This is a genomic window from Pseudomonas sp. 1152_12, assembly GCF_052850675.1.
In genome coordinates this window covers 105,256-129,403 of sequence record NZ_VXCW01000004.1, presented here as the reverse complement: position 1 = coordinate 129,403, position 24,148 = coordinate 105,256, and the positions used below count along the sequence as shown (strand labels likewise).

21 protein-coding genes are annotated in these 24,148 nt (G+C 59.8%); 7 read left to right on the top strand and 14 right to left on the bottom strand.

Annotation, left to right across the window (positions count from 1 at the left end; genetic code table 11):
- The first annotated feature begins 118 nt into the window (after positions 1 to 118).
- Both FW764_RS08485 and FW764_RS08480 read left to right on the top strand, forming a co-directional pair.
- Positions 119 to 760: an FMN-dependent NADH-azoreductase gene (locus tag FW764_RS08485; RefSeq protein ID WP_446433555.1), complete on the top strand. Its 642-nt coding sequence runs from the start codon at positions 119 to 121 to the stop codon at positions 758 to 760.
- A gap of 77 nt (positions 761 to 837) precedes the next feature.
- A complete protein-coding gene (locus FW764_RS08480) occupies positions 838 to 1,728 on the top strand; it encodes an esterase/lipase family protein (protein WP_446433554.1) in 891 nt (296 codons plus the stop codon).
- Positions 1,729 to 1,836: 108 nt separating this feature from the next.
- Here the strand turns inward: FW764_RS08480 and FW764_RS08475 are convergent, their stop codons facing one another.
- Positions 1,837 to 2,724: a DMT family transporter gene (locus FW764_RS08475; RefSeq protein ID WP_446433553.1), complete on the bottom strand. Its 888-nt coding sequence runs from the start codon at positions 2,722 to 2,724 to the stop codon at positions 1,837 to 1,839.
- 97 nt (positions 2,725 to 2,821) lie between these two features.
- On the opposite strand from FW764_RS08475, the gene FW764_RS08470 reads away from it, so the two are divergent.
- The 3 genes from FW764_RS08470 to FW764_RS08460 all read left to right on the top strand — a co-directional run bounded on the left by FW764_RS08470 (position 2,822) and on the right by FW764_RS08460 (position 5,191).
- Positions 2,822 to 3,610, top strand: a complete 789-nt coding sequence (locus FW764_RS08470) for an AraC family transcriptional regulator (RefSeq protein ID WP_446433552.1) — start codon at positions 2,822 to 2,824, stop codon at positions 3,608 to 3,610.
- A 71-nt stretch (positions 3,611 to 3,681) separates the two neighbouring features.
- Positions 3,682 to 3,984, top strand: coding sequence for a PsiF family protein (locus FW764_RS08465; protein WP_200431989.1), 303 nt, complete (start codon positions 3,682 to 3,684; stop codon positions 3,982 to 3,984).
- Positions 3,985 to 4,177: 193 nt separating this feature from the next.
- Positions 4,178 to 5,191 (top strand): AI-2E family transporter, encoded by a 1,014-nt coding sequence (locus FW764_RS08460; protein WP_053254094.1) that lies wholly within the window; start codon positions 4,178 to 4,180, stop codon positions 5,189 to 5,191.
- A gap of 42 nt (positions 5,192 to 5,233) precedes the next feature.
- On the opposite strand, the gene FW764_RS08455 is transcribed toward FW764_RS08460, so the two are convergent.
- On the bottom strand, positions 5,234 to 5,503 hold the full coding sequence (locus FW764_RS08455; protein ID WP_446433551.1) for a hypothetical protein: 270 nt from the start codon (positions 5,501 to 5,503) through the stop codon (positions 5,234 to 5,236).
- Between the two features lie 201 nt (positions 5,504 to 5,704).
- Positions 5,705 to 6,973 carry an Hsp70 family protein gene (locus FW764_RS08450; RefSeq protein WP_446433550.1) on the bottom strand — a complete coding sequence of 423 codons (1,269 nt, stop codon included), beginning with the start codon at positions 6,971 to 6,973 and terminating at the stop codon, positions 5,705 to 5,707.
- 238 nt (positions 6,974 to 7,211) lie between these two features.
- Here FW764_RS08450 and FW764_RS08445 point away from each other — a divergent pair, with 238 nt between their 5' ends.
- Entirely contained in the window at positions 7,212 to 8,153 is a 942-nt protein-coding gene (locus tag FW764_RS08445) for a DnaJ C-terminal domain-containing protein (RefSeq protein ID WP_446433549.1), read from the top strand.
- A gap of 84 nt (positions 8,154 to 8,237) precedes the next feature.
- Here the strand turns inward: FW764_RS08445 and FW764_RS08440 are convergent, their stop codons facing one another.
- Positions 8,238 to 8,474 carry a hypothetical protein gene (locus tag FW764_RS08440; RefSeq protein WP_446433548.1) on the bottom strand — a complete coding sequence of 79 codons (237 nt, stop codon included), beginning with the start codon at positions 8,472 to 8,474 and terminating at the stop codon, positions 8,238 to 8,240.
- Between FW764_RS08440 and FW764_RS08435 the strand changes: the two genes are divergently transcribed.
- Positions 8,475 to 15,233, top strand: coding sequence for an NEL-type E3 ubiquitin ligase domain-containing protein (locus FW764_RS08435; protein WP_446433808.1), 6,759 nt, complete (start codon positions 8,475 to 8,477; stop codon positions 15,231 to 15,233).
- Between the two features lie 225 nt (positions 15,234 to 15,458).
- Here the strand turns inward: FW764_RS08435 and ureC are convergent, their stop codons facing one another.
- The 10 genes from ureC to urtB all read right to left on the bottom strand — a co-directional run bounded on the left by ureC (position 15,459) and on the right by urtB (position 24,024).
- Positions 15,459 to 17,159 (bottom strand): urease subunit alpha, encoded by a 1,701-nt coding sequence (gene ureC / locus FW764_RS08430; RefSeq protein ID WP_446433547.1) that lies wholly within the window; start codon positions 17,157 to 17,159, stop codon positions 15,459 to 15,461.
- A gap of 98 nt (positions 17,160 to 17,257) precedes the next feature.
- Positions 17,258 to 17,563, bottom strand: a complete 306-nt coding sequence (locus FW764_RS08425; protein ID WP_099548117.1) for an urease subunit beta — start codon at positions 17,561 to 17,563, stop codon at positions 17,258 to 17,260.
- Entirely contained in the window at positions 17,560 to 18,093 is a 534-nt protein-coding gene (locus FW764_RS08420; RefSeq protein WP_446433546.1) for a GNAT family N-acetyltransferase, read from the bottom strand. The genes FW764_RS08425 and FW764_RS08420 overlap by 4 nt, the downstream gene beginning before the upstream one ends.
- A gap of 5 nt (positions 18,094 to 18,098) precedes the next feature.
- Positions 18,099 to 18,611: an N-acetyltransferase family protein gene (locus tag FW764_RS08415; protein ID WP_446433545.1), complete on the bottom strand. Its 513-nt coding sequence runs from the start codon at positions 18,609 to 18,611 to the stop codon at positions 18,099 to 18,101.
- Between the two features lie 9 nt (positions 18,612 to 18,620).
- Positions 18,621 to 18,923, bottom strand: a complete 303-nt coding sequence (gene ureA / locus FW764_RS08410) for an urease subunit gamma (protein WP_003171437.1) — start codon at positions 18,921 to 18,923, stop codon at positions 18,621 to 18,623.
- Positions 18,924 to 19,009: 86 nt separating this feature from the next.
- Entirely contained in the window at positions 19,010 to 19,849 is an 840-nt protein-coding gene (locus tag FW764_RS08405; protein WP_446433544.1) for an urease accessory protein UreD, read from the bottom strand.
- A 31-nt stretch (positions 19,850 to 19,880) separates the two neighbouring features.
- Positions 19,881 to 20,579: an urea ABC transporter ATP-binding subunit UrtE gene (urtE, locus tag FW764_RS08400; protein ID WP_446433543.1), complete on the bottom strand. Its 699-nt coding sequence runs from the start codon at positions 20,577 to 20,579 to the stop codon at positions 19,881 to 19,883.
- A gap of 45 nt (positions 20,580 to 20,624) precedes the next feature.
- Positions 20,625 to 21,458 (bottom strand): urea ABC transporter ATP-binding protein UrtD, encoded by an 834-nt coding sequence (urtD, locus tag FW764_RS08395; protein WP_446433542.1) that lies wholly within the window; start codon positions 21,456 to 21,458, stop codon positions 20,625 to 20,627.
- A complete protein-coding gene (urtC, locus tag FW764_RS08390) occupies positions 21,455 to 22,522 on the bottom strand; it encodes an urea ABC transporter permease subunit UrtC (protein WP_446433541.1) in 1,068 nt (355 codons plus the stop codon). Before urtC ends, urtD begins: the two co-directional genes overlap by 4 nt.
- Entirely contained in the window at positions 22,522 to 24,024 is a 1,503-nt protein-coding gene (gene urtB, locus FW764_RS08385) for an urea ABC transporter permease subunit UrtB (protein ID WP_446433540.1), read from the bottom strand. Before urtB ends, urtC begins: the two co-directional genes overlap by 1 nt.
- Positions 24,025 to 24,148: the final 124 nt, after the last annotated feature.

The window sequence follows — 24,148 nt, the reverse complement described above, 5'->3', positions numbered from 1 at the left end:
ATAGATTCATCTAGATTAACTATTGCTCAGTTGTCGGTCAGGGCGCTCAGCTCTAGATTTACTAGCAGTAGCGGCGGCCATCCAGGTTGCCTGAGTGTAGCGGTGAAGGTTAAAACAGATGAAAAAAATGCTAGCGGTTCACGCCAGTCCGCGTGGCGAGCGTTCTCACTCCCGGCGCCTGGCCGAGTCGTTTCTCGATACTTGGCAGGCGGCTAACCCGGACGCACACATCACCCGGCGCGAAGTCGGCCGGGCTTTTATCCCGCATGTGACTGAGGCGTTTGTCGCGGCGAATTTCTACCCCGAGCCGCAATCCCTGCCGAAGGTGATGAAGGCCGATCTGCAATTGAGCGACGAATTGGTCGGCGAGCTGATCGCGCATGAGCTGCTGGTGATTTCCATGCCGCTGTACAACTTCGGCGTGCCCAGCGGCCTCAAGGCCTGGATCGATCAAATCGTGCGCTTGGGCCTGACCTTCGACATCACTCAGGACAGCCACGGCGTCGCGCAGTACCAGCCGTTGCTCAAGGGCAAGCGCGCACTGATCATCACCAGCCGTGGTGGCAACGGGTTCGGCCCCGGCGGCGAAAACGAAGGGATGAACCATGCCGACCCGCACCTGCGTACGGTGCTGGGTTACATCGGCATCGATGACATTCGGGTGATTGCCGCCGAGGGCGAGGAGTCGGACAAAAGCGTATTCCTGCGCGCCTGTGAAGAGGCTGAGCGCCAGTTGCGTGACCTGGCCGGGCATTTTTAACCGCCCTCGGTCATGGGGCGGTCACGTCCAATGGTCTAGGATGGCGTTATCGCTCGCTTGATCAGGACGCCCGCTGCATGCCCGAGTCTCTCGCCACGCGTTATCCCCTGGTGCTGGTGCCCGGCATGCTCGGCTTCGTGCGCCTGGGGTTGTTCCCCTATTGGTACGGCATCGTCCCGGCGCTACGGGCGGGTGGGGCGCAGGTGTTTCCTGTGCAAGTGGCGCCGCTGGATTCCAGCGAGGTGCGCGGTGAGCAGTTGCTGGTGCAGATCGAGCAGATTCGCCGCGAGACCGGCGCCGACAAGGTCAACCTGATCGGCCATAGCCAGGGCTCGCTGACGGCGCGGTATGCCGCGGCCAGGCGCCCGGAATGGGTGGCGTCGGTGACGTCGGTGGCCGGGCCTAATCATGGTTCGGAATTGGCGGACTATTTCCATACCCATTACCCCCAGGACAGTTGGAAAGGCCGGCTCGTGAGCACGCTGTTTCATCTGGTCGCCTGGGTGATGGGCCTGCTGGAAACCGGCTATCGCGGGCCGCGCTTCAAGGCCGATTTGCAGGCCTCGCATCAGTCCTTGACCACTGCAGGCGTGGCCCTGTTCAATCGCCAGTATCCCCAGGGTTTGCCGCAAACCTGGGGCGGGCAGGGTGCTGAGGTGGTCAACGGCGTGCGTTATTACTCGTGGTCCGGCACCTTGCAACCGGGCAAGACTGATCGTGGGCGCAACCTGCTGGACGGCACGAACCGCAGTTGCCGGTTGTTCGCGCGTAGTTTTGTGCGGGAGAAGGGCCAGTGTGACGGCATGGTCGGGCGCTATAGCTCACACCTGGGTGTCGTGATTGGCGATGATTACGCTTTGGATCACTTCGATATCGTCAACCAATCCTTCGGGCTGGTGGGCAAGGGCGCGGAGCCGATTCGGTTGTTCGTTGAGCATGCGCAAAGGCTGAAGGCCGCGGGGGTTTAGCAGGTTCACCGCGTTATCGTTCTTCGCGAGCAAGCCCGCTCCCACATTCGACCGAGTTTCACATTTGGAATGTGATCGAATGTGGGGCTTGCTCGCGAAGGCTATTTATCAGGCAGCGCTGACCTGACGACGAACCGGCGTCGTCCAACGCTCCGACAAAATCACCCCGCCCAACGTCAGCAAACCACCCACCAAGTGGTACATCGCCAGCTGTTCCTTCAACACCACCGCCGCAATCAACGCGGTAATCAACGGCAGCAGGTTGAAAAACAGCGTGGTTCGGCTTGGTCCCAGGGTTTTTACCGAGTGCATCCACGCCAGTGGCGCGACCATCGAGGCCAGCAAGCACGCGTACAACACCAGTGGAATATTCGCCCAGCCCAGGCCCGACTTGGTCGAGAACAGGAACAGCGGAAGCAGCACCACCACCGCCACCAGCACCTGCAAATACAGCAACACCAACGGCGGCAGGCGCAGTTGCCATTTTTTCAGCAGGGTGCTGTAAATCGCGTAGGCCAGGGTGGCGATCAGCATCATGGCGTCGCCCAAGTTGAGCCCGTGTTGCAGCAACGCGCCCAGGCTGCCAGCCGAGACCACCACCACCACGCCTGCGAACGACAGCACCGCGCCGGTCAACGCGCCGAAGGTCAGGCGCTGACCAAGGCTGATAATGGCGGCGGTCAATGACATCAACGGCATCAGCGAGAGGATGATGCCCATGTTGGTGGCACTGGTCAGGGTTGCGGCGTAGTAGGCCAGGCTCTGATACACCGCCATGCCGAGCACGCCGAGGATGAAGATCTTGCCCAGGTTCGGGCGGATCAGCGCCCAGTTGGCGATCACCGGCTTGAGCATGAACGGGGTGAACAGCAGTGCTGCCAGCAGCCAGCGATAAAAACCGATTTCTGCCGGGAAGATCGAGCCCACGGCCAGTTTGTTGACCACGGTGTTACCGGCCCAGATAAAGATGGCCAGCAGGGGATACGCGTATTGCATCGAAAGAAACCAGGTGTGTTGATGAGCCGGGATTATCCTCTGTCTGGATCGAAGCCTATACTGCGATCCAGACAAACGACCTTTGTATCCAGACAATATGGCCAGACATACCGTACGCCTCGCGGATTTCCATAGCCTGCCGAGCGCGGTCTACTTCCGTTACTCCGATTTTGCCCCGGACACCGAGTGCATGCCGCACCGGCATTTATGGGGTTCGCTGGATTATTCGGCCAACGGTGTGATGCGCATGGAAGTGGCCGGCAGCCGCTTTATGTCGCCGCCGCAGTACGCGGTGTGGATCCCGCCGAACACTGAGCACAGCTCTTATAACGCCCAAGCGATTGTCTACCGCTCGGTGGGCCTGGCCCCGGAACTCTGCGAGCAACTGCCGCAGGCGCCGTGCACCCTGGCGATCAGTGAAATTCTCAAGGCCATTCTCAGTGACTTTGCCCAGCGTGACGTCAACATCCCGCAGACCGAGGCCGATATCCGCCTGGCCCAAGTGCTGGTGGATCAACTCAAGCAAGCGCCGATTCACGACTGCTTCCTGCCCTACGCGCGGCATCCAGGGCTGCTCGGCGTGCTCGAAGGCATGCAGGCTGAGCCCGGCGACAACCGCCCGCTGGCGCAATGGGCGGAGCAGGTGCATGTGAGTGAACGGACATTGGCGCGCCAGTTTGTGCGCGAACTGGGCATGAGCTTCGGCGAATGGCGTCAACGCCTGCGTTATCTCGCCGCGATCGAAGCCCTGGACAGCGACCGTAGCGTGCAACATGTGGCGTTTGACTTGGGTTACAGCACTGCCTCGGCGTTCATTGCCATGTTCCAGCGCCACGCCGGCTGTACTCCGGAGCAGTACCGTCGAACAAATATACGTAGCCGGTGAAGATGTAACAGGCTTTGACTACACTGCTGCGTAGGCCGTGCCCTCCGGCACGGTAACAGGGAGAAAACTCCATGAAGATGCTGCGTATTCCGTTGTTGATGATGGGCCTGCTGCTGTGTTCCCAGGGCTTCGCCGCCACTGCCCAGCAGAATAAAATGACCACCTGCAATGCTGAAGCCACCACCAAGACGCTCAAAGGCGATGACCGCAAGGCCTTTATGAAGACCTGCCTGTCGGCGCCAGCCGCCAACGATGCCAAGACCCTGACCCCGCAGCAGCAGAAGATGAAAGACTGCAACGCCACGGCGAAAACCAAGGCCTTGGCCGGCGATGCGCGTAAGACCTTTATGAGCACTTGCCTCAAAGGAAGCTGATAACGCGAATCCCCTGTGGGAGCGGGCTTGCTCGCGAAAGCGGTGGGTCATTCAACACATCAGTGACTGAACGACCGCTTTCGCGAGCAAGCCCGCTCCCACACTGACGGTGTTCGCAATATCAGACCCCTCGCTTGATTTCCTCAAGGCTGGCAGACTGCCCATCCTTTAACGCCGTTCGTTTTGAGGCTGTATGCCAACGTTTTCTCAGCGTCACGTGTTGCTGCTGGTCAGTTGCGTCATCATTTTCGGTGGGTTGTTACTAGTCTTGCCGCTCAAGCTGCTGCCCAGCCTGTTGGCCGGGCTGCTGGTCTATGAGCTGGTCAACATGCTCACCCCGCAGTTGCAGCGGCTGATCGAAGGCCGCCGTGCGCGTTGGCTCGCCGTGGCATTACTCGGCACTTTGATCGTCAGCGTGCTGACCCTTATTTTCGCCGGCGCCATCAGCTTCCTGCTCCATGAAGCGGAAAATCCCGGGGCGTCCCTGGACAAATTCATGGGCGTGGTCGACCGCGCGCGCGGACAGTTGCCGCCGTTTCTCGACGCCTACCTGCCCGCCAGCGCCGCTGAATTCCGCGTGGCCATCGGCGACTGGCTGAGCAAGCACCTGAGCGAACTGCAATTGGTCGGCAAAGACGCCGCGCACATGTTCGTCACCCTGCTGATCGGCATGGTGCTCGGCGCGATTATCGCGCTGCAACGTGTGCCCGACCTGACCAAGCGCAAACCGCTGGCCGCCGCGCTGTTCGACCGCCTGCACCTGCTGGTCCAGGCCTTTCGCAACATCGTTTTTGCTCAGATCAAAATTGCCGCGCTCAACACCCTGTTCACCGCGATCTTCCTCGCCGTGGTGCTGCCGCTGTGCGGGATTCACCTGCCGCTGACCAAAACCCTGATCGTGCTGACCTTCCTGCTCGGCCTGCTGCCGGTGATCGGCAACCTGATGTCCAACACCCTGATCACCATCGTCGCACTGTCGATTTCGATCTGGGTGGCGGTGGCGGCGCTGGGGTATTTGATCGTGATCCACAAGGTCGAGTACTTCCTCAACGCGCGGATTGTGGGCGGGCAGATCAGTGCCAAATCGTGGGAGTTGCTGCTGGCGATGCTGGTGTTTGAAGCGGCGTTCGGCTTGCCGGGCGTGGTGGCGGGGCCGATTTATTATGCGTATTTGAAAAGTGAGCTGAAGCTCGGCGGGATGGTTTGACTGTGTTCCGGCAGGGCGACTGAAGAGCCGCCCTGTTCCCGCTTAGGACGCTTGTGAAGTTAACCGGCGCCCAATCATATCCATCAAGTCACACCCATCCCGCAAGGGGATGGCCATCAGCTGTGCGAAGTCGTGAAGTACCACGGCATCACTGCTGATTTCTTCTCGAAAAGCGAGGTTCTCCAACAGCTGCGTCACCGCGCGAATGCGAAAGGCGGCGGCTTCATAGAGCACGTCGAGAGGGGCTTGGGTGTCGATGATTAAAGCGGGGATGGTGCAGTCGTGGCCGGTCAGGGGCATGTAACGATTCATAGTGAAACTCCGTGGTCTATAAGGAGCTTCCTCTCGATTGTCGCCAAACAATGGGGTGGCAGCTGTACGCAGGTCTAAGTGTGGGAGCGGGCTTGCTCGCGAAGGCGGTGGTTCAGTCGATACTTACTTCGACTGACACTCCGCATCGCGAGCAAGCCCGCTCCCACCTTTGATTTTCAGTGTTGGTGAGATTGGAGCAGGTCAGTTGCCGTAACGCTTGCTGGCCTCAATCGCCAAACCGCTGCCGATGCTGCCGAAGATATTCCCTTCCACATGCCGCGCATTCGGCAACATCGCCGAAATGCTGTGGCGCAGTGCCGGAATGCCGCTGGAGCCGCCGGTAAAGAACACCGTGTCCACTTGCGCCACGTCCACCGATGCATCGGTCAGCAACTGCGTGACGCTGTTGCGCACGCGCTCCAGCAGCCCATCAATGGCCGACTCGAACAAGCTGCGGCTCAGGTCCACGCTCAAACCTGGCTCGACCCGGTCGAGCAGCACATGGCGGTTGTCTTCGTGGGTCAGCTGGATCTTGGTTTCTTCCACTTCCATGGCCAGCCAGTGCCCGGCGCGCTGTTCGATCAGCTTGAACAGGCGGTCGATGCCGCCGGTGTCTTCGATGTCGTAGCGCATGCTGCCAAGGGCCAACTGGGATTTTTGCGAATACACCGAGTTGATGGTGTGCCAGGTGGCCAGGTTCATGTGGTGGCTGGTGGGCATGTAGGCGCCGCTTTTCATGCGGCTGCCGTAGCCGAACAGCGGCATCATGCCGGCGAGCGACAGTTGCTTGTCGAAGTCGGTACCACCGATGTGCACACCGCCGGTAGCGAGGATGTCGCTTTGGCGGTTGTCGTTGTGACGACGGTCCGGTGACAGGCGCACCAGGGAAAAGTCCGACGTACCCCCGCCGATGTCGACGATCAGCACAAGCTCTTCTTTTTCAATGGTGGACTCGTAGTCGAAGGCGGCTGCAATCGGTTCGTACTGGAACGAGATGTCCTTGAAGCCGATTTTGCGCGCCACGTCGACCAGGGTGTTTTCCGCTTCCTGGTCGGCCATCGGGTCGTCATCGACGAAGAACACCGGGCGGCCCAGCACCACTTCTTCGAACTCACGGCCAGCGGTGGTCTCGGCGCGGCTCTTGAGTTGGCCGATAAACAGCGCCAGCAAGTCGGTGAACGGCATGGCCGTGCCGAGTACGCTGGTGTCGTGCTTGATCAGCTTGGAACCCAGCAGGCTCTTGAGCGAGCGCATCAGCCGGCCTTCGTAGTTTTCCAGGTATTCGTGCAGGGCCAGGCGCCCGTAGACCGGGCGGCGCTCCTCGAAGTTGAAGAACACCACCGACGGCAACGTGATCTTGTCGTCCTCCAGCGCGATAAGCGTCTCCTCGCCGGGGCGGATCCAGCCGACGGTGGAGTTGGACGTGCCGAAGTCGATACCGCAGGCACGGGCTGGGGATGGGTTTTTCATGTCTATCAGGTTCCGGTTGAAAAACGGCCGCGCAGTGTATGCCAGTCGAAGGCGGATGCGTAGGCCGACCATCCGTTAAATCGTGCTTGAAAGTGCGGGATTTGCCCCCACATCTGTTGCATACGGTTAGCGCCGATAACACTTTGACGCACCCTCAGGCCATAACACTCAACAGGTGCAAAGCAACGCACGTTGTGCCCCAGGCTGTGCGATCTCGATTAAGGATGGTGAACCGCTGATGGATTTCAAAGACTACTACAAGATTCTGGGTGTCGAGCCGACGGCCGATGACAAGGAAATAAAGGCCGCCTATCGCAAACTCGCGCGCAAATATCACCCGGACGTGAGCAAGGAAAAAGACGCCGAAGAAAAATTCAAGGACGCGTCTGAAGCCTATGAAGCGCTTAAAAGCGCGGATAAGCGTGCGGAATACGACGAACTGCGCAAATACGGCCAGCACGGCCAGCCGTTCCAAGGGCCACCTGGCTGGCAGAGCCGTGGCGGTTATGGCGGCGGTGGCGGTGGCACTGAAGACTTCTCTGACTTCTTCAGCTCGATCTTCGGCAACCGTGGCGATGCCTTCGGTGGCGGCCAGCGTCGCCCTGCCGGGCGCAAGGGCCAGGACGTCGAGATGCATCTGACAGTGCACCTTGAAGAGACGCTGTCTACCGAGTCCAAGCAGATCAACTTCCAGGTGCCGCAATACGACGCCTCGGGTCGGCACGTCAGCAATACCACCAAGAGCCTGAACGTGAAGATCCCCGCCGGTGTGGCCGACGGTGAGCGCATCCGCCTCAAAGGGCAGGGCGCGCCGGGTATTGGCGGTGGCGCCAATGGCGATCTGTACCTGATCATCAAGTTTGCGCCGCACCCCAAGTTCGAGGTGGACGGTGAAAACCTGATCATCGACTTGCCCCTGGCGCCGTGGGAATTGGCGTTGGGCGCGGAAGTGGCAGTGCCGACCCTCACCGGCAAGATCAACCTCAAAGTGCCGGCCGGCAGCCAGAACGGCCAGCGCATGCGCGCCAAGGGCCATGGCTTGTCGAACAAGGCCGGGGAGCGCGGCTATCTGTTTGTGCAGCTCAAGGTGGTAATGCCCAAGAGCAGCGATGAAGAGGTCAAGGCGTTGTGGCAGGAACTGGCGCAGAAAGCGGCGTTCAATCCGCGTGAGCATTTCTAATCCGCGTAATTATCTAGGGCTTTTCAGGTAGGGCGATCCGATAGGTTGGATGTTTCACAGCCCGTCATGGATAGCCCTACTATGTCAGAACAACCCGTCACCGCCACCGCCGAAGGCAGCTTCAATGTTGACCTTCGGGGTGTTCACTACGACTTCCTCAAAGACCGCGCGCCCACCTGGTTCACCCAGGCCACCACCCAGCGTCAGGAAGAACTTGCCAACCACGAAATGGAACTGCCCAGTTGGTACCTGACCGCCACGGCTCAGGAAAAGACCGCACTGGCTGAGAGCCACACCCGCTATCGCGATACCTTGAACCAAGTGGAAAACACCTTGGGTGATATCAAGGATGTGCTCGCTTTTGCCGAGCAGCCGCTTAAAGACGCGATCAAAAAACAGTTCAATCTGGACCTGGACGTGAAGAGCGTTTACTTCGCGCGCAAATATGGGTTTAAAGGTCGCGATGACCTACTCGGCGCGTTTGTTTTCGAGCAGCGAAGTGACCCGTCGCTACGCTATGAGTACCGGGGCGTTTCGTTGCTTGAGGCTGCCCTGGCCAATTTCGCGCCCGACGAAGTGCGAGCCGGTGCCTGCAACGATTGCCAGATCATCACCACCTGGGGTTCGTATGACGGTGAAATCATCCCGACATTTTCGGCGGTCAAATCACAGGTGTTGCCCGTCGCTCCCCATGAGTTTGCACAACTGTGCCGCAACCTGGACCTGGGGAAACTGTATCAAGAGCACATCAAGGCCATCGTCCAGCCCCAAGTTGTCGTCGAACGCACGGCGTTGTATCAGCAACTGCAAGAGCACCAGCGCCAACTGCTGGCGCTGAGTGCCGAAGTGGCGGCTAAGCAGCCCCAATGGGGCATCAGTGCCGATGCGTACCGCATGATCAAGCAAGTCATCACTGATCCAGGCAGTGCCACCCTTGATGGCAAGCCGGTGACGTATGCCGCGCTGAAGGTGTTTGGCAATGTACTGGCGGGGCCACTGCTGATCGGGCCGGCTCGTAAAGACAGTGACAGGACCGAGCGCCTGGTGGTGTACATCCCCAATGACCCACAGCAGCCGCTTAAGGAATATGCCTCCAGCGGCGAGTTCATGGCCGACCTCCGGACTCGCTTGCACAGTGCGTCGTACCGGCGTTTTTTCAGCCGTTTTGTGCCTCAAGGTGGGCAGGGCTTCTTTTTTCAGCATTTCAATCGTCTGTACAAACCCACCAACGGTAACGGTGCGGGCGGCGATTACCCGCTGGCGTCAAAGCCGGTGCATTTGCCCCTGGATGAACTGTACGTCAACGGCAACCTGTGGGAGCAGCTGCGTGAGACCCAGGTGCGCAAGATTCTGGCCGATGCCCGTGCGGTGGCCGTGCCCACCGATGACGAAGACCGCAAGACCCGCATGGATCGGCTGGCAAGCTTCACGGACGCGGTGATCAGCGTGTTCAACCTTGGCGCTTTTGTGGTGCCGGGGTTGGGGCCGATCATGCTGGCGGTGGGCGCGGCGCAGATGTGCACTGAGGTGTATGAGGGCATCGAAGCCTATGAACAAGGCGATCTGAAAACGATGTGGGCGCACTTTTCCAGCGTCATCCTTAATGCGGCGATGGTGGTCACCGGGGCCAAGGTGCTGCCCGCAGTCAAATGGGTGAGTTCGATCGACCACCTCAAACCGGTTACGCTGCCAAACGGCAAGCAGGTGTTGTGGAAGCCAGATCTTGCGCCCTACAAGGTGCCAGCTCCCGACCTGCCTCCGGGTGCCAAGCCCGACAATCTGGGCCTTTACCAGCACAATGGGCAGACGGTGTTGCCCCATGAAGGTGATCACTATCAGGTCCGCCAGGAGCCCGACACCGGCCAGTACCGTATCCAGCACCCCAGCCGGGCTGGGGCTTATGAGCCGCAACTGGAGCATAACCACGCCGGCGCCTGGAGTCATGAAGTCGAGGAGCCGTTGACTTGGGACAAGCCGACACTGATGAGGCGCCTGGGCCTGAACGAGCGTGGGCTCGACACCCCGACCCTGGAGCAGGCTCGCATCGCCAGCGGCGTTGAGGAAGACACCTTGCGCCAGACCTTTGTCGAGCATGAGCGGGTGCCCTTGCTGCTTGAGGATGCCATTGAGCACTTCAAGACCCATCAGGAACTGACGACCTTTGTCGAGCAAATGCACAGCAGCGACCCGGCGGTCTACGCCCAGGCGGACCCGGCGTTGCAAATGCAGATGATGCAGCGTCGTGGGATGTTGCCTGGTGAGACACGGATGCGTGTCATGAGCAGCGATGGCAGGACTCTTTGGGAGGATGACGCCCCCGTTACCTTTGCCAGGCGCGTGGTGGTTGTCACTCAAAGCCAGCTGGAACGCGGCGAGTTACTCAAAGAGGTGTTGAACACGTTGCAAGGCGTTGACCCCACCCTGAAGGAAATCCCGGGCGAGGCCGAAGACACCCTGGAGGTACGGGCTGGCAAACTACGCAAGTACCTCGGCGATACGGTGCAGATGTTCAAAGGTCCGTTGGTGGAGGAACGCTACAAGGCGTCGACCGTCTCGCGGGATCCCGATCTGCACTGGATACTGGCGAGCTACCCCAAGCTGCCAACATCAATGGCTGCCCATTTGCTCAAGACGCTCGGCGCCGAACAACTGTTAGCCTTGCGCCGCACCGGGCTGCTGCCTGAAGCGCAGGCCGAGCAGGCAAGATGGTGTGAGCAGGAAACACGCGTGTCCCGGGCCTATGAAGGGCTGCACCTGGACACACTGGCAAGCATCGACAGTCAGCGCCTGGCCTTGCGTACCCTGGAAACGTTGCCGGGGTGGCCACGAGGAACACGGGTGGAACTGCGTCAGTATTCGACCGAGGGCCCGTTGCTGGACGCCATTGGTTCGCCGCACTGGCCGCAGACCAAGGTGTTGGTGCAAATGGACAATGGCCTATTCGAGGCGCAAATGCCTCGAGACTTCTACAGCGCGACTTGGGAGGCACTGTCGACACAAGAGCGCCAAGCCCTCGGGTTTACCGATTCACAGCAGTTGAAGGCCGCGATCCAGCGAGCGCCTCTGCCTCGGGAGCCGCTGCGCACAGTGTTGCTGGAGCATCCGGTGCGCAAGCCTACGGTTGATCCGACACTGCGCCTGCTGGGCGGAGGCCGTGGTTTTCGACAGTTTGTAGGCCGCGTTATTGGGCCTTCAGAGGCGTCGATAAAAGCGCGCATCCGCAAGCTGTACCGCACCTTGGATGAACAGGCAGTCAATGACGTTATCCAGGAATTTGGTACAAATGTGGAGCGTGGTCTGAAACTTCGCGAAGCCGAATTCAAGACGGTGGAGAAGGAGTTGGCTGCTTGGGTTAAAGCGAATACACCGCAAACGGGGCGGGTGGACGCCTGGGATACGGCGCCTTACATCGCCAGGACAATCATGAGCTATTGGCGTCGTGAGAGAAGCGGCCCTCTGTGGTTGATAATGAAGGGGCTGGAATTACCGGTATTGAGCGCCGACTTCAGTCATGTCGAGGCGCTGAAGCTTCACGGTGTCAGGTGGTCTGACAGCGCGGATGCTTTCCTTGGAAAATTTACCCAGGTCAAACATTTGAGCATTACCAACAGCAGGCTTTCCGAGTTGCCCAGCGTTGTCGGTGACATGACCCACCTGACGTCATTGGCGCTGTATTCCAATAATCTTCGGCTCACCCCACAAAGCACCAGGGTGCTGCGTTCGCTGGGCAATCTTGAAGAACTTAACCTGGCAGATAACCCGCTGAGGTTTTTCCCGGATTTCAGCAGCATGCCGCGGTTGAGAAGCCTGAATTTGAGAAATACACAGCAGGTGCTGTGGCCAACGGGGCTGGAGGCACACACGGATCTAAATTTCGTTGACTTGAGCGACAACCTTTTTAGTCACGTGCCCGAGCACTATCTTAACCCGACGGATGAGCAGCTTGGCGCGACAGCGCGACTCAATAGCGTCACGCTGCTTCAGGGCAACCCATTCCCTGCTGATTACTGGCAACGCTTCGATGACTACTGGCGACGCCTCAATCAGGCCCGACCGGACTTGGTGAAAAGCGCTCCTATGGGTGCGTTTGACAGTGGCAACCCCAAGCTTGAAAAAATGCGGCGCCTTTACCCGAACAAGCTTATGCAAGAAGCCAGGGAGTTGATCTGGAGTTGGGGCGCGGGAGCCGATGCGGAGCTGGCCAGGCTTGAATTGGAATTCGATACCGTAGAGCGGCAGTTGGATGCCTGGACGTTCTCCGGCGGGGGGGAGCGACAAGGCTATGTGCGGGCCTATCAACGACAAGCCAATGCAGGGGCCATGGACCATCGTTACCAGGCCCAGGTCCGTATTCTCGCGTGCTGGCGCCGGGAGACCCCACAAATGCTGGCCAAAGATGGGACGCCTATCGGCCTGGAGCTGGACCTGAGTGATTTGAACCTGCCCAGCCTGCCCGACCTTGATGTGGATTTCAGCCATGTTGGCTCACTGAAATTGAACAACATGGGGCTCAGTGCCTCGCCCGAAGGGTTCTTGGCGCGCTACCGGCATTTGCGTTGGCTGGAGATGGCCAATAACCGACTGACGGAACTGCCACCGGTTTTGGGGGAAATGCATGGCTTGACCCGCCTGACGTTGAATAACAACCAGATCCGCTTGACGGCCGAAACAGCGCGGATTCTATCGGAACGGGTCACCCTGCGATCGTTGTGGCTGCACAATAACTCGCTCGGTATCACGCCCGATTTCACCCGGATCACCGACATGCGCTCCCTCAGCCTGATAAATGCGGGTATCGATACCTGGCCCGTCGGTTTGCTCGAGCAACCGTTGTTGGATCAGGTAGCGCTGAGTCATAACAACATCACGACTATTCCAGACTCAGTTATTGCGCCGTCTAACGAACAGTTAGCGCAGGCGGTGCGGGTTAATAGCGTGACGACGGTATCCGGAAATCCATTGACCGCGCAGACCCTGGATCAGGTCAGGGCATACACCACACGCATTGAAGATGCAGGGCTGGTGACCCCGGGCAGGCCGAACCGCTTGGGGGTTACTGCACTGGAGACCCGTGTGATGCCTGGCGCGCCCCCGCAGGCGCCGTTCTTGCGCTGGACTACCGGGCTGCCTGCAGATCAGGTTTCAACGCGAAGCACCCAGTGGGCCAGGCTACACGGGCAACCAGATAGTGAGGGTTTCTTCAACCTACTCAACGATCTGGATGTGGGGGTGGCTGACCGTGAAGAACTGCAGCGTCGAGTCTGGGAGGTGATCGACGGCATCACTGAAAACAGCGCCGAGTCGGAGCAATTGCGCAAGGATATGTTTGAGTGGGCAGGTAAGCGCGCCTGTTGTGATCGGGCTGCCTTGACCTTCAGTAATCTGGAAATTCTGCTGATGGTGCACAAAGCCAACGCTCTGGCACTGACGCAGGGCGTGAACCAAGGCGTGGCGTTGACTACGCTCGCCAGAGGCTTGTTCCGGCTGGATGAAGTGGAGGCGATCGCGCTAAGGGATATCGATCAGCGCAGAACCGCGATCAACAACCAGCAAGGCTTGACGCCTGTCCAGAGGGTACATGCGCTTGCGCTGCTGGAAGAGGTCGAGATCAGGTTGGCTTATCGCCACGGCCTTAAGGACCGGCTCGATTTGCCGGGGCAACCTCAACACACACGATTCATCGGTTTGGGCAATGTCACCCCAGCGATGCTGGAGGATGCTTACCAGCGCGTGATCAGTCGAGACAATTCTGTGCAAGAGTTTGACGCGCTGGTGTCCAGAGATTTCTGGAAAGACTACGTGACGAACAAACACCGCAAAGCTTTTGAAGCGCAGAACGAGCCCTACCAAAAACAACTGGCGCAGTTACTGCGCGATTTCGAGTCCGGCAAGTTATCCAGAGCGGTCTATGACGTTAATGCTGAGGAGGCGCAATCGCTGTCTGCCGTTGACGAACTGAAGTTGATCGAAACATTGACTCGCCAGGAAATCGCGCAGGCGCTGCTTCCAGGGGAAAACCTTGAAGTATTGGTTGAGCGACGCGCGGGCACACGGCGTGAGTTACAGCTCTCACAGGCGCGAGCCATCGAGTTTGAAGGCAAACAATACTTTGTTGCGAGCATGCCTGATGGGGACGGCGAGCATTACTTACTGTGGGTGCAGGCGCCGGACAATCCGTATGTTCTGGTCAGTAGTGGGGTCATCGCCAAGCCCGATATTGTCGGGGTCTGGAAGCGCCAGCGCACGTCCGGAGGGATGAAGTCAGATAGTTCCGGCAGTGAGTATGAAGATGCACCAGAGTCTATGCCAATGCTTCCCTATACGGCGGACGAACTCCGTCTCATGAGGCGGGACGTTCATTTTACGAGCGCGCCTAATCGAATCGGGAGTTATAACCGCGCGAATAACGGTAAATACCCTCTCAGGGATTATCAAGGCCGACCGATACGTATTCGAAAGCTGCAAAAAAGCGTTCAACTGGCGTCCGGGGTTAACTACACCTCCGATCAAATCAAACCTTACATAAAGTTTGAAGGGTACGAGGAGGTGGGCGCACTTTATGAAGAGAAATTGCAGCGGCGTCTGTTCACTGCGCAGGATATGAAGGTGCCCGAAGAAAAGTCGCTGATAGGGCAGAACATGGTGGTGGCCAACAGAACTATTGCCAAAGGGGAAATCGTCGGGGTTTACGGCGGGACGGTGCTTCCCGACGGGTTTTTCGGCCCCTCAGGTCAAACCTATACCATGCTCGTCAGTCCGCCACCGGCCCTTGGGGGCTTCGAGCTTGGCCAGCCGCGGGTTCACCTGTCGGGAGACAACATCCTCTCGAGAATCAACACCAACTTTGAATATGACGCAAATGGCAAACCGGTACGTCAGGCCGCAGGGGGTTATAACGTGGAGGGCGTGGCCTTCCCCATTGAGGCGGATATGTTGCTGGGCGTGGGGCCTGGAGCAACAATAAAAAGAAAGAACTTTATACTGACAGCGGTATTTGCAACTGAAAACATACCGGCGGGCGTCGAGCTGCGAATGGATTACCAATACACTGAGTCCATGATAAACATGCAGTTTTCGTAACGCTGCTTTACCGCTGGCCACTTGAACTAAAACCTGTGGCTATTTAATCATGTGCTTCGACGAACGCGGCGTTCACCCCTCGTGAGCACGTTTAAATCGAGTCACTATGTAGGCTTTGCACCCCGGGTCGTTCGATAGGCTGAGCGTTTACGCTTAACCAAGGACGACCCACTACGACGGGCACCACCCCACCCGTGCCCGGCGTCGCGTGCATCGGTGCTCTCTTTAGAACAGAAAGTATCGCTGGGCCATCGGCAGCACATCCGCGGGTTCACACCACAGCAACACGCCGTCGGCCTTGACCTGATAGGTCTGTGGGTCCACTTCGATATCCGGCAGGTAATCGTTGTGGATCAGGTCGGTTTTCTGCACGTCGCGACACCCTTTGACCACCGCGATTTGCTTCTTCAGGCCCAAGGCTTCGGGCAACCCGGCTGCTTGGGCCGCCTGGCTGATAAAGGTCAGGCTGGTGGCGTGCAACGAACTGCCGAAGCTGGCGAACATGGGGCGGTAGTGCACCGGCTGCGGTGTCGGAATCGAGGCGTTGGGGTCGCCCATCAGGCTTGAAGCAATCGCGCCGCCCTTGAGAATCAGCGTCGGCTTGATGCCAAAAAACGCCGGGCGCCACAGCACCAGGTCGGCCCACTTGCCCACTTCGATCGAGCCGACAATATGGCTGATGCCGTGGGTGATCGCCGGGTTGATGGTGTACTTGGCGATGTAGCGCTTGGCGCGGAAGTTGTCGTTGCCGGGGCCATCACCGGGCAGCGCGCCGCGCTGTTTCTTCATCTTGTCGGCGGTCTGCCAGGTGCGCGTGATCACTTCGCCGACGCGGCCCATGGCCTGGCTGTCGGAGCTGATCATCGAGAACGCGCCGAGGTCATGCAGGATGTCTTCAGCGGCAATCGTTTCGCGGCGGATGCGGCTTTCGGCGAAGGCCACGTCTTCGGCAATGCTTGGGTCCAGGTGGTGGCAGACCATCAACATGTCCAGATGCTCGTCGATGGTGTTGCGGGTGAACGGCCGGGTCGGGTTGGTGGAACTGGGCAACACATTAGGGAAACCGCAGGCCTTGATGATGTCCGGCGCGTGACCGCCGCCGGCGCCTTCAGTGTGGTAGGTGTGGATGGTGCGACCCTTGAGCGCGGCTAACGTCGTTTCGACGAAGCCGGACTCATTGAGGGTATCGCTGTGGATCGCCACCTGCACGTCATACTGGTCGGCCACGGTCAGGCAATTGTCGATACTGGCGGGTGTGGTGCCCCAGTCTTCATGCAGCTTCAAGCCGATGGCACCGGCCATGACTTGTTCGACCAACGGCTCCGGCAGGCTGGCATTGCCCTTGCCGGTAAAGCCGATGTTCATCGGGAACGAATCGCTGGCCTGCAGCATGCGCGCCAAATGCCACGGGCCGGAAGTGCAGGTGGTGGCGTTGGTGCCGGTGGCAGGTCCCGTGCCGCCGCCGATCATGGTGGTGACGCCGCTGGTCAGCGCCTCCTCGATTTGCTGCGGGCAAATGAAATGCACATGGGAGTCGATGCCGCCAGCGGTAAGGATCATGCCCTCACCGGCGATCACTTCGGTGCTGGCGCCGATGGCCATGGTCACGCCCGGCTGGATATCCGGGTTGCCAGCTTTGCCGATCGCGTGAATGCGGCCGTTCTTCAGGCCGACGTCGGCTTTGACGATGCCCCAGTGGTCGATGATCAGCGCGTTGGTGATCAAGGTGTCGACCACTTCATGGGCGAGCAGTTGGCTCTGGCCCTGGCCGTCGCGGATAACTTTGCCGCCGCCGAATTTGACTTCTTCACCGTAGACGGTGAAGTCCTGTTCGACTTCGACGAACAGGTCGGTGTCGGCCAGGCGGACCTTGTCACCGACGGTGGGGCCGTACATGTCGGCGTAGGCTTGGCGGCTGATTTTCATGTGTGTGTGCCCTGAAAAATAGGTGTTGAAGGTGATATCGCTATCGCAGACAAGCCAGCTTATTCCCCTGTGGGCGCTCGCTTGCCTGCGAAGAGGCCCTAAAGGTCGCCCATGATCCGTCCGGCAAACCCGAACACTCGCCGCCCCCCGCTCAAATCCACCAACTCGATTTCGCGACTTTGCCCCGGCTCAAACCGCACTGCCGTGCCCGCCGGAATATTCAAACGCATGCCACGGCTGGCGGCGCGATCAAACGTCAGCGCGTCATTGGTCTCGAAAAAATGGTAATGCGAACCCACCTGGATCGGCCGGTCGCCGCTGTTGGCCACGCTGAGGGTGAGGGTGCGCCGGCCGACGTTGAGTTCGATGTCACCAGGCTGGATCTGATATTCGCCAGGAATCATGCAGGTTGCCCCAGGGTCTTGAAGTAGATGGCGGTCGGGGTGTAACGCCCGTCCGGGCTTTGGCAGTAGTCGGGCAACTCACCGACCCTGGTGTAGTGCAGCGACTGGTAGAAGGCTTCGGCACCGGAGCCGGCCTCGGTGTCCAGGTACAGCAGGCTGCGCTTGTGCTGGCGTGCGGCGAGTTCCAAAGCGTTCATCAGTTGCTGGCCGAGGCCATGGCGACGCGCGCTGCTGTGTACCAACAGCTTTTGCACTTCGGCGCGGTTCAGGCCGTTGGCTTTCTGGCACAGCGCCAATTGCACGCTGGCGATCACTTGTTCGTCGCGCACCACCACCCACAGCAGCAGGCTGGCGTCTTCAACGCTGGCTTGTACGCCCTTCAGATAGTCGCGGGCTTGAGTTTGATCGAAGTCAGCCATGAAACCGACCGAAGCGCCGTGCTGCACCGCGTCCAGCAACAGCTCGATCAAGCCCAGGCGGTAATGGGCAAAACTTTCAGCATTCACTCGACGCAATTGTGCAGCGCTCATTGATCTCACTCCTTGGGCGGTTCGGCGCCCGGGTTCAATGCCAGTTGCATAAAAGTCAGGTCCAGCCAGCGGCCGAACTTGATACCCACTTGTGGCATTTGCCCGGTAGTGATGAAACCCAGGCGTTCATGCAGGCGAATAGACGCTTGGTTGCCGCTTTCGATGGCCGCGACCATCACATGCTTGCCGCCGGTGCGGGCCCGTTCGACCAGCGCTTGCATCAGGCGCGGGCCAAGCCCTTTGCCGCGCTGGTCATTGCGCACGTACACCGAGTGTTCGACGCTGTAGCGGAAGCCTTCAAAGGGGCGCCAGTCACCGAATGAGGCATAGCCGATGACCTCATCGTGTTCTACCGCCACCAGGATCGGGTACGCCTGGGCCTGACGTGCACTGAACCAGGCCTGACGGTTGGCCAGGTCGACCGGTTGTTCGTTCCAGATCGCCGTGGTGTTCAACACCGCGTCGTTGTAGATGGCTTGAATGGCCGACAGGTCATGCCAGGTTGCATCACGAATCATGGCGGGGCCTCACGCGATAGGCTGGTGGACGGTGACCAGTTTGGTGCCGTCGGGGAAGGTGGCTTCCACCTGAATATCCGGGATCATTTCCGGGATGCCTTCCATCACTTGCTCGCGGCTGAGCAGGGTGGTGCCGTAGTGCATCAGGTCGGCGACGGTGCGGCCATCGCGCGCGCCTTCCATTAAGGCGGCTGAAATGTAGGCGATGGTTTCCGGGTAGTTGAGCTTCACACCCCGCGCCAGACGGCGCTCGGCGACTAAACCTGCGGTGAAGATCAGCAGTTTGTCTTTTTCCCGTGGGGTCAAATCCATGGTTCAAGGTCCTTCAAAGAATGCATTTTTAACTACAACAGAGATCCACTGTGGGAGCGAGCAAGCCCGCTCCCGCATTTTGATCTTCATGTGCTCCAGATTCGTGGTGCGACGGCTTCTCGCCCCAGCACCGCCGGGCGTAGCAGTTTCCATAAATCAATCAACCAACCCCGCGCCAGCAGCGCTTCACTGGCCAGGCAACGGGCGACCAGCAGCCCAGGCAGTTGGGTCAAGTCGCCGCGCACCGCATGGGGCAAAGCACGGCAGGTTTCCAATAATTCAGGCTCGATATCGCCCGTCAGCAGCAGCGTGGCAAACACCGGTTGCCCGTCCAGCCCAATCGGCGAGTCGAGCAACCCGTCGGCGCCCACGATGCGCTGGCGCTCATGCCAGAGCAACTGGCCGTCACGGCGAATATCCAGCTGCGATTGAAAGTGGCCGAGGTCGAAACGCTCGCCACTGGCGGGGCGACCGAGGGCGACCACGTCCCAGTAGAACAGCCGCGCATCGCCTTGCAGGTCAATGCGCGTAGTGAGTTCGGCCTGGGCGGCGCTGAACACGATGGTTTCCTGGGGCAGCCATTCCAGCGTGGCGCCCGCGTCTACGCTCAGTTCGAGCTTTTGATACGCCGGGCCGCTGGCGCGGTACCACTTGGCCGCGCCAGGGCTGGTCAGTTGCGCCCAGGCACCTGTCGCCACATGGGCGCTGATGTCCAGGCGGTCGCCACCGGCAATCCCGCCGGGCGGGTGCACGATAATGTGCTGGCACACCTCGGGCCCCTCGGCGTACAGGTGCTTTTGCACGCGCAGCGGGCCAAGGTGGCGGCGCATCACCGGGCGCGTGGTGTCGCCGAAACGCGCGTAGCCAAGTTCCAGCTCGGCGTGCCAGCTGGGGGTGAACAGGGCAGGGGAAACGGGCAGGTTCATGTTCGAGTGCTTATCGTCAGGACGCCACAGATTAGATCGTAACCAAGCCGCGCACACCCTCACTTTCCATATTTTCACCTCGGCCTTGCTGGACGATTTCACCGCGTGACATCACCAGATACTGGTCCGCCAACTCGGCAGCGAAGTCGTAGAACTGCTCCACCAACAGGATCGCCATGTCGCCGCGTGCCGCAAGCTTTTTGATCACCGTGCCAATTTCCTTGATCACCGACGGCTGAATGCCCTCGGTGGGCTCATCGAGAATCAACAGCCGCGGGCGGCTGGCCAACGCGCGGCCGATCGCCAACTGTTGCTGCTGGCCGCCGGACAAGTCGCCGCCACGGCGGTGCTTCATCTGCAGCAATACCGGGAACAGTTCGTAGATAAAGGCCGGCACTTCCTTGGCTTCGGAGCCAGGAAAACGTGAAAGCCCCATCAGCAGATTCTCCTCCACGGTCAGCCGCCCGAAAATCTCCCGGCCCTGAGGCACGTAGGCAATACCGGCGTGCACACGTTGGTGCGGCTTGAAGCCAGTGATGGCCTTGCCTTCCCAGTTCACCGCGCCTTCTTTGGCTGGCAGTAAACCCATCAGGCACTTGAGCAGGGTGGTCTTGCCCACGCCGTTACGGCCGAGCAGGCAGGTGACTTCGCCGATCTTTACGTCGAAGGACAGCCCACGCAGGATGTGGCTACCGCCGTAGTACTGGTGCAGCTTGTCGACTTGTAGCATCGTTGAATTCTCCCCAATTCCCACATAAAGCAGACCCAATCAGGCCTAGCGGCCGAGATAAACCTCAATCACCCGCTCATTTTCCTGCACCTGTTCCAGCGACCCTTCGGCCAGCACGCTGCCCTGGTGCAATACGGTCACGTGATCGGCAATCGAGCCGACAAAGCCCATGTCATGCTCCACCACCATCAGCGAGTGTTTGCCCGCCAGGCGCTTGAACAGTTCCGCGGTGAATTCGGTTTCAGCGTCGGTCATACCGGCCACCGGTTCGTCCAACAGCAGCAACTGCGGGTCTTGCATCAGCAGCATGCCGATTTCCAGGAACTGCTTTTGCCCATGGGACAACAGCCCTGCCGGGCGCTGTACCGAGGCGGTCAGGCGGATGGTGTCGAGCACTTCGTCAATACGGTCTTTCTGTTCGCCACTCAGGCGTGCACGCAGGCTGGCCCACACCGACTTGTCGGTCTTTTGCGCCAGTTCCAGGTTTTCGAACACGCTCAGGGCTTCGAACACCGTGGGTTTCTGGAACTTGCGGCCGATGCCAGCCTGGGCGATCTGCACTTCGCTCATGCCTGTCAAATCCAGGGTTTCACCGAACCAGGCATTGCCGTGGCTGGGGCGAGTCTTGCCGGTGATCACGTCCATCAGCGTGGTCTTGCCCGCGCCATTGGGGCCGATGATGCAGCGCAATTCGCCGACGCCGATGTACAGGTTCAAGTCGTTGAGTGCTTTAAAACCATCGAAGCTGACGCTGATGTCTTCCAGCGTCAGAATGGTGCCGTGGCGGGTGTTGAGGCCCTTGCCTGCGGCGTGGCCGATGCCGATCGCATCGCGGCTGCTGCCCGCATCGAAAATAGGTTCAAGCATGACATTCCTCATTTCTTCAGCAAGCCGATAACGCCCTTGGGCAGGTATAGGGTCACGATGATGAATAGCGCCCCGAGGAAGAACAGCCAGTATTCCGGAAAGGCCACGGTGAACCAGCTCTTCATGCCGTTCACCACGCCAGCGCCGAGCAATGGCCCGATCAAGGTGCCGCGCCCGCCCAAGGCCACCCACACGGCGGCTTCGATGGAGTTGGTCGGCGACATCTCGCTGGGGTTGATGATGCCCACTTGCGGCACATACAGCGCGCCCGCCAGACCACATAGCACTGCGCTCAACACCCACACAAACAACTTGAAACCTCGCGGGTCATAGCCGCAAAACATCAAGCGGTTCTCGGCATCGCGCAGGGCGGTCAGCACCCGGCCGAACTTGCTCTGTGCCAGGCGCCAGCCGGTGTACAGACTTGCGACCAGTAACACGACCGTGGCAAAAAACAGCACCGCCCGCGTGCCCGGCTCGGTAATGCCAAAGCCCAGAATGCTGCGGAAATTGGTGAAGCCGTTATTGCCACCAAACCCGGTCTCGTTGCGGAAAAACAGCAGCATCCCGGCGAAGGTCAAGGCCTGGGTCATGATCGAGAAGTACACGCCCTTGATCCGCGAACGGAAGGCGAAGAAGCCGAACACCAGCGCCAGTAAACCCGGGGCCAACACCACCAGGCACATGGCCCAGAGGAAGTGCTCGGTGCCGGTCCAGTACCAAGGCAGCTCGGTCCACGATAAAAAGGTCATGAACGCCGGCAGCTCATCCCCGGAGGCCTGGCGCATCAGGTACATGCCCATCGCATAGCCGCCCAGGGCAAAGAACAAGCCGTGGCCGAGGGACAACATACCGGCGTAGCCCCATACCAAGTCCAGCGCGAGGGCAACGATGGCGTAGCAAAGGATCTTGCCCACCAGCGTCAGGGTGTAGGCCGACACATGCAGCGGGTTATCCGCAGGCAGCAGCGAACACAATGGCAGCGCCAGCAGCAGGGTCAGGATCACCGCGCCGACCGCGATCGTGAGCTTGGGGCCGGCCTTTTGCGTGGCCGTGAGCATCAATGGCTGGTTCATCAGTCGATCACCCGTCCTTTCAGTGCAAAGAGTCCCTGCGGACGTTTCTGGATAAACAGAATGATCAGCGCGAGGATCAGGATCTTGCCGAGCACGGCACCGATCTGTGGCTCCAGAATCTTGTTGGCGATACCCAAACCAAACGCGGCCATTACGCTACCGGCCAACTGGCCGACACCGCCGAGTACCACCACCAGGAACGAGTCGATGATGTAGCTCTGGCCCAGGTCCGGGCCGACGTTGCCGATCTGGCTCAGCGCCACGCCGCCAAGCCCGGCGATGCCGGAACCGAGGCCGAAGGCGAGCATGTCCACGCGCCCGGTGGGCACGCCGCAGCAGGCGGCCATGTTGCGGTTCTGAGTGACGGCGCGCACGTTGAGCCCCAGGCGGGTTTTGTTCAGCAGCAGCCAGGTCAGCACCACCACGCACAACGCGAAGGCAATGATCACGATGCGGTTGTACGGCAGCACCAGGTTGGGCAGTACTTGAATGCCGCCCGACAGCCATTGCGGGTTGGAAACTTCGACGTTCTGCGCACCGAACACCAGGCGCACCAGTTGGATCAGCATCAGGCTGATGCCCCAGGTGGCGAGCAGGGTTTCAAGCGGGCGACCGTAGAGGTGACGGATGACCGTGCGCTCAAGGGCCATGCCGATGGCGGCGGTGACGAAGAACGCTACCGGCAACGCAATCAATGGGTAGAACTCGATGGCCGCAGGCACATAGCGCTGCATCATCAACTGCACCACGTAAGTGGAATAGGCACCGAGCATCAGCATCTCGCCGTGGGCCATGTTGATCACGCCGAGCAGGCCGAAGGTGATCGCCAGGCCTAAGGCGGCGAGCAGCAGAATCGAGCCTAAAGACATACCACTGAAGGCCTGGCCGAGGATCTCGCCGAACATCAACTTGCGTTTGACCTGGGCCAGGCTGGTCTCGGCGGCGGTGTGCACGGCGGCGTCGGTTTCGACACCGGGCGCGAGTAACGCTTCAAGACGCGTGCGAGCCAGCGGGTCGCCGGTGCCGCCGAGCAAACGCACGGCAGCCAGGCGCACCACCGGGTCGGTGTCGACCAGTTGCAGGTTGGCCAGGGCCAGGCTGAGCGCCGTGTGCACGTCCTCGTTGGTTTCGGCGGCGACTTGCTGGTCGAGGAATTTGAGCTGCGCAGGCTGTGCGCTTTTTTGCAGGGTTTGCGCCGCAGACAGGCGCACTTTTGGATCGGCAGCGAGCAGGTGCTGGCTGGCTTGTACGTTATTAATCAGGCCGCGCAGGCGGTTGTTCAGGCGTACGGTTTTGGTTTCGCCGTTGAGCGTGATCTGGCCTTGTTGCAGCGCGTCCACCAGCTCGATGCGCGCCGGATCGGGCTGGGCGGCCCAGTCTTGGAGCAGCTTGGCTTGTTGCATCGGGTTGGCGTTGAGGAAGTCTTCGGCGTCGCTTGCGTGTGCGGCGAAAGGCAGCAACAGCAGGGCGGCGAGGATGAAGCGGAAAAGGGCAGTGGGCATACAAAAATGTCCTGATCGTGCGCGGACGGTGTGGGCACTGAGTCTTGTGTGGGAGCTGGCTTGCCTGCGATGGCATCACTGCGGTGTATCTGCTACACCGAGTCGTCTGCATCGCAGGCAAGCC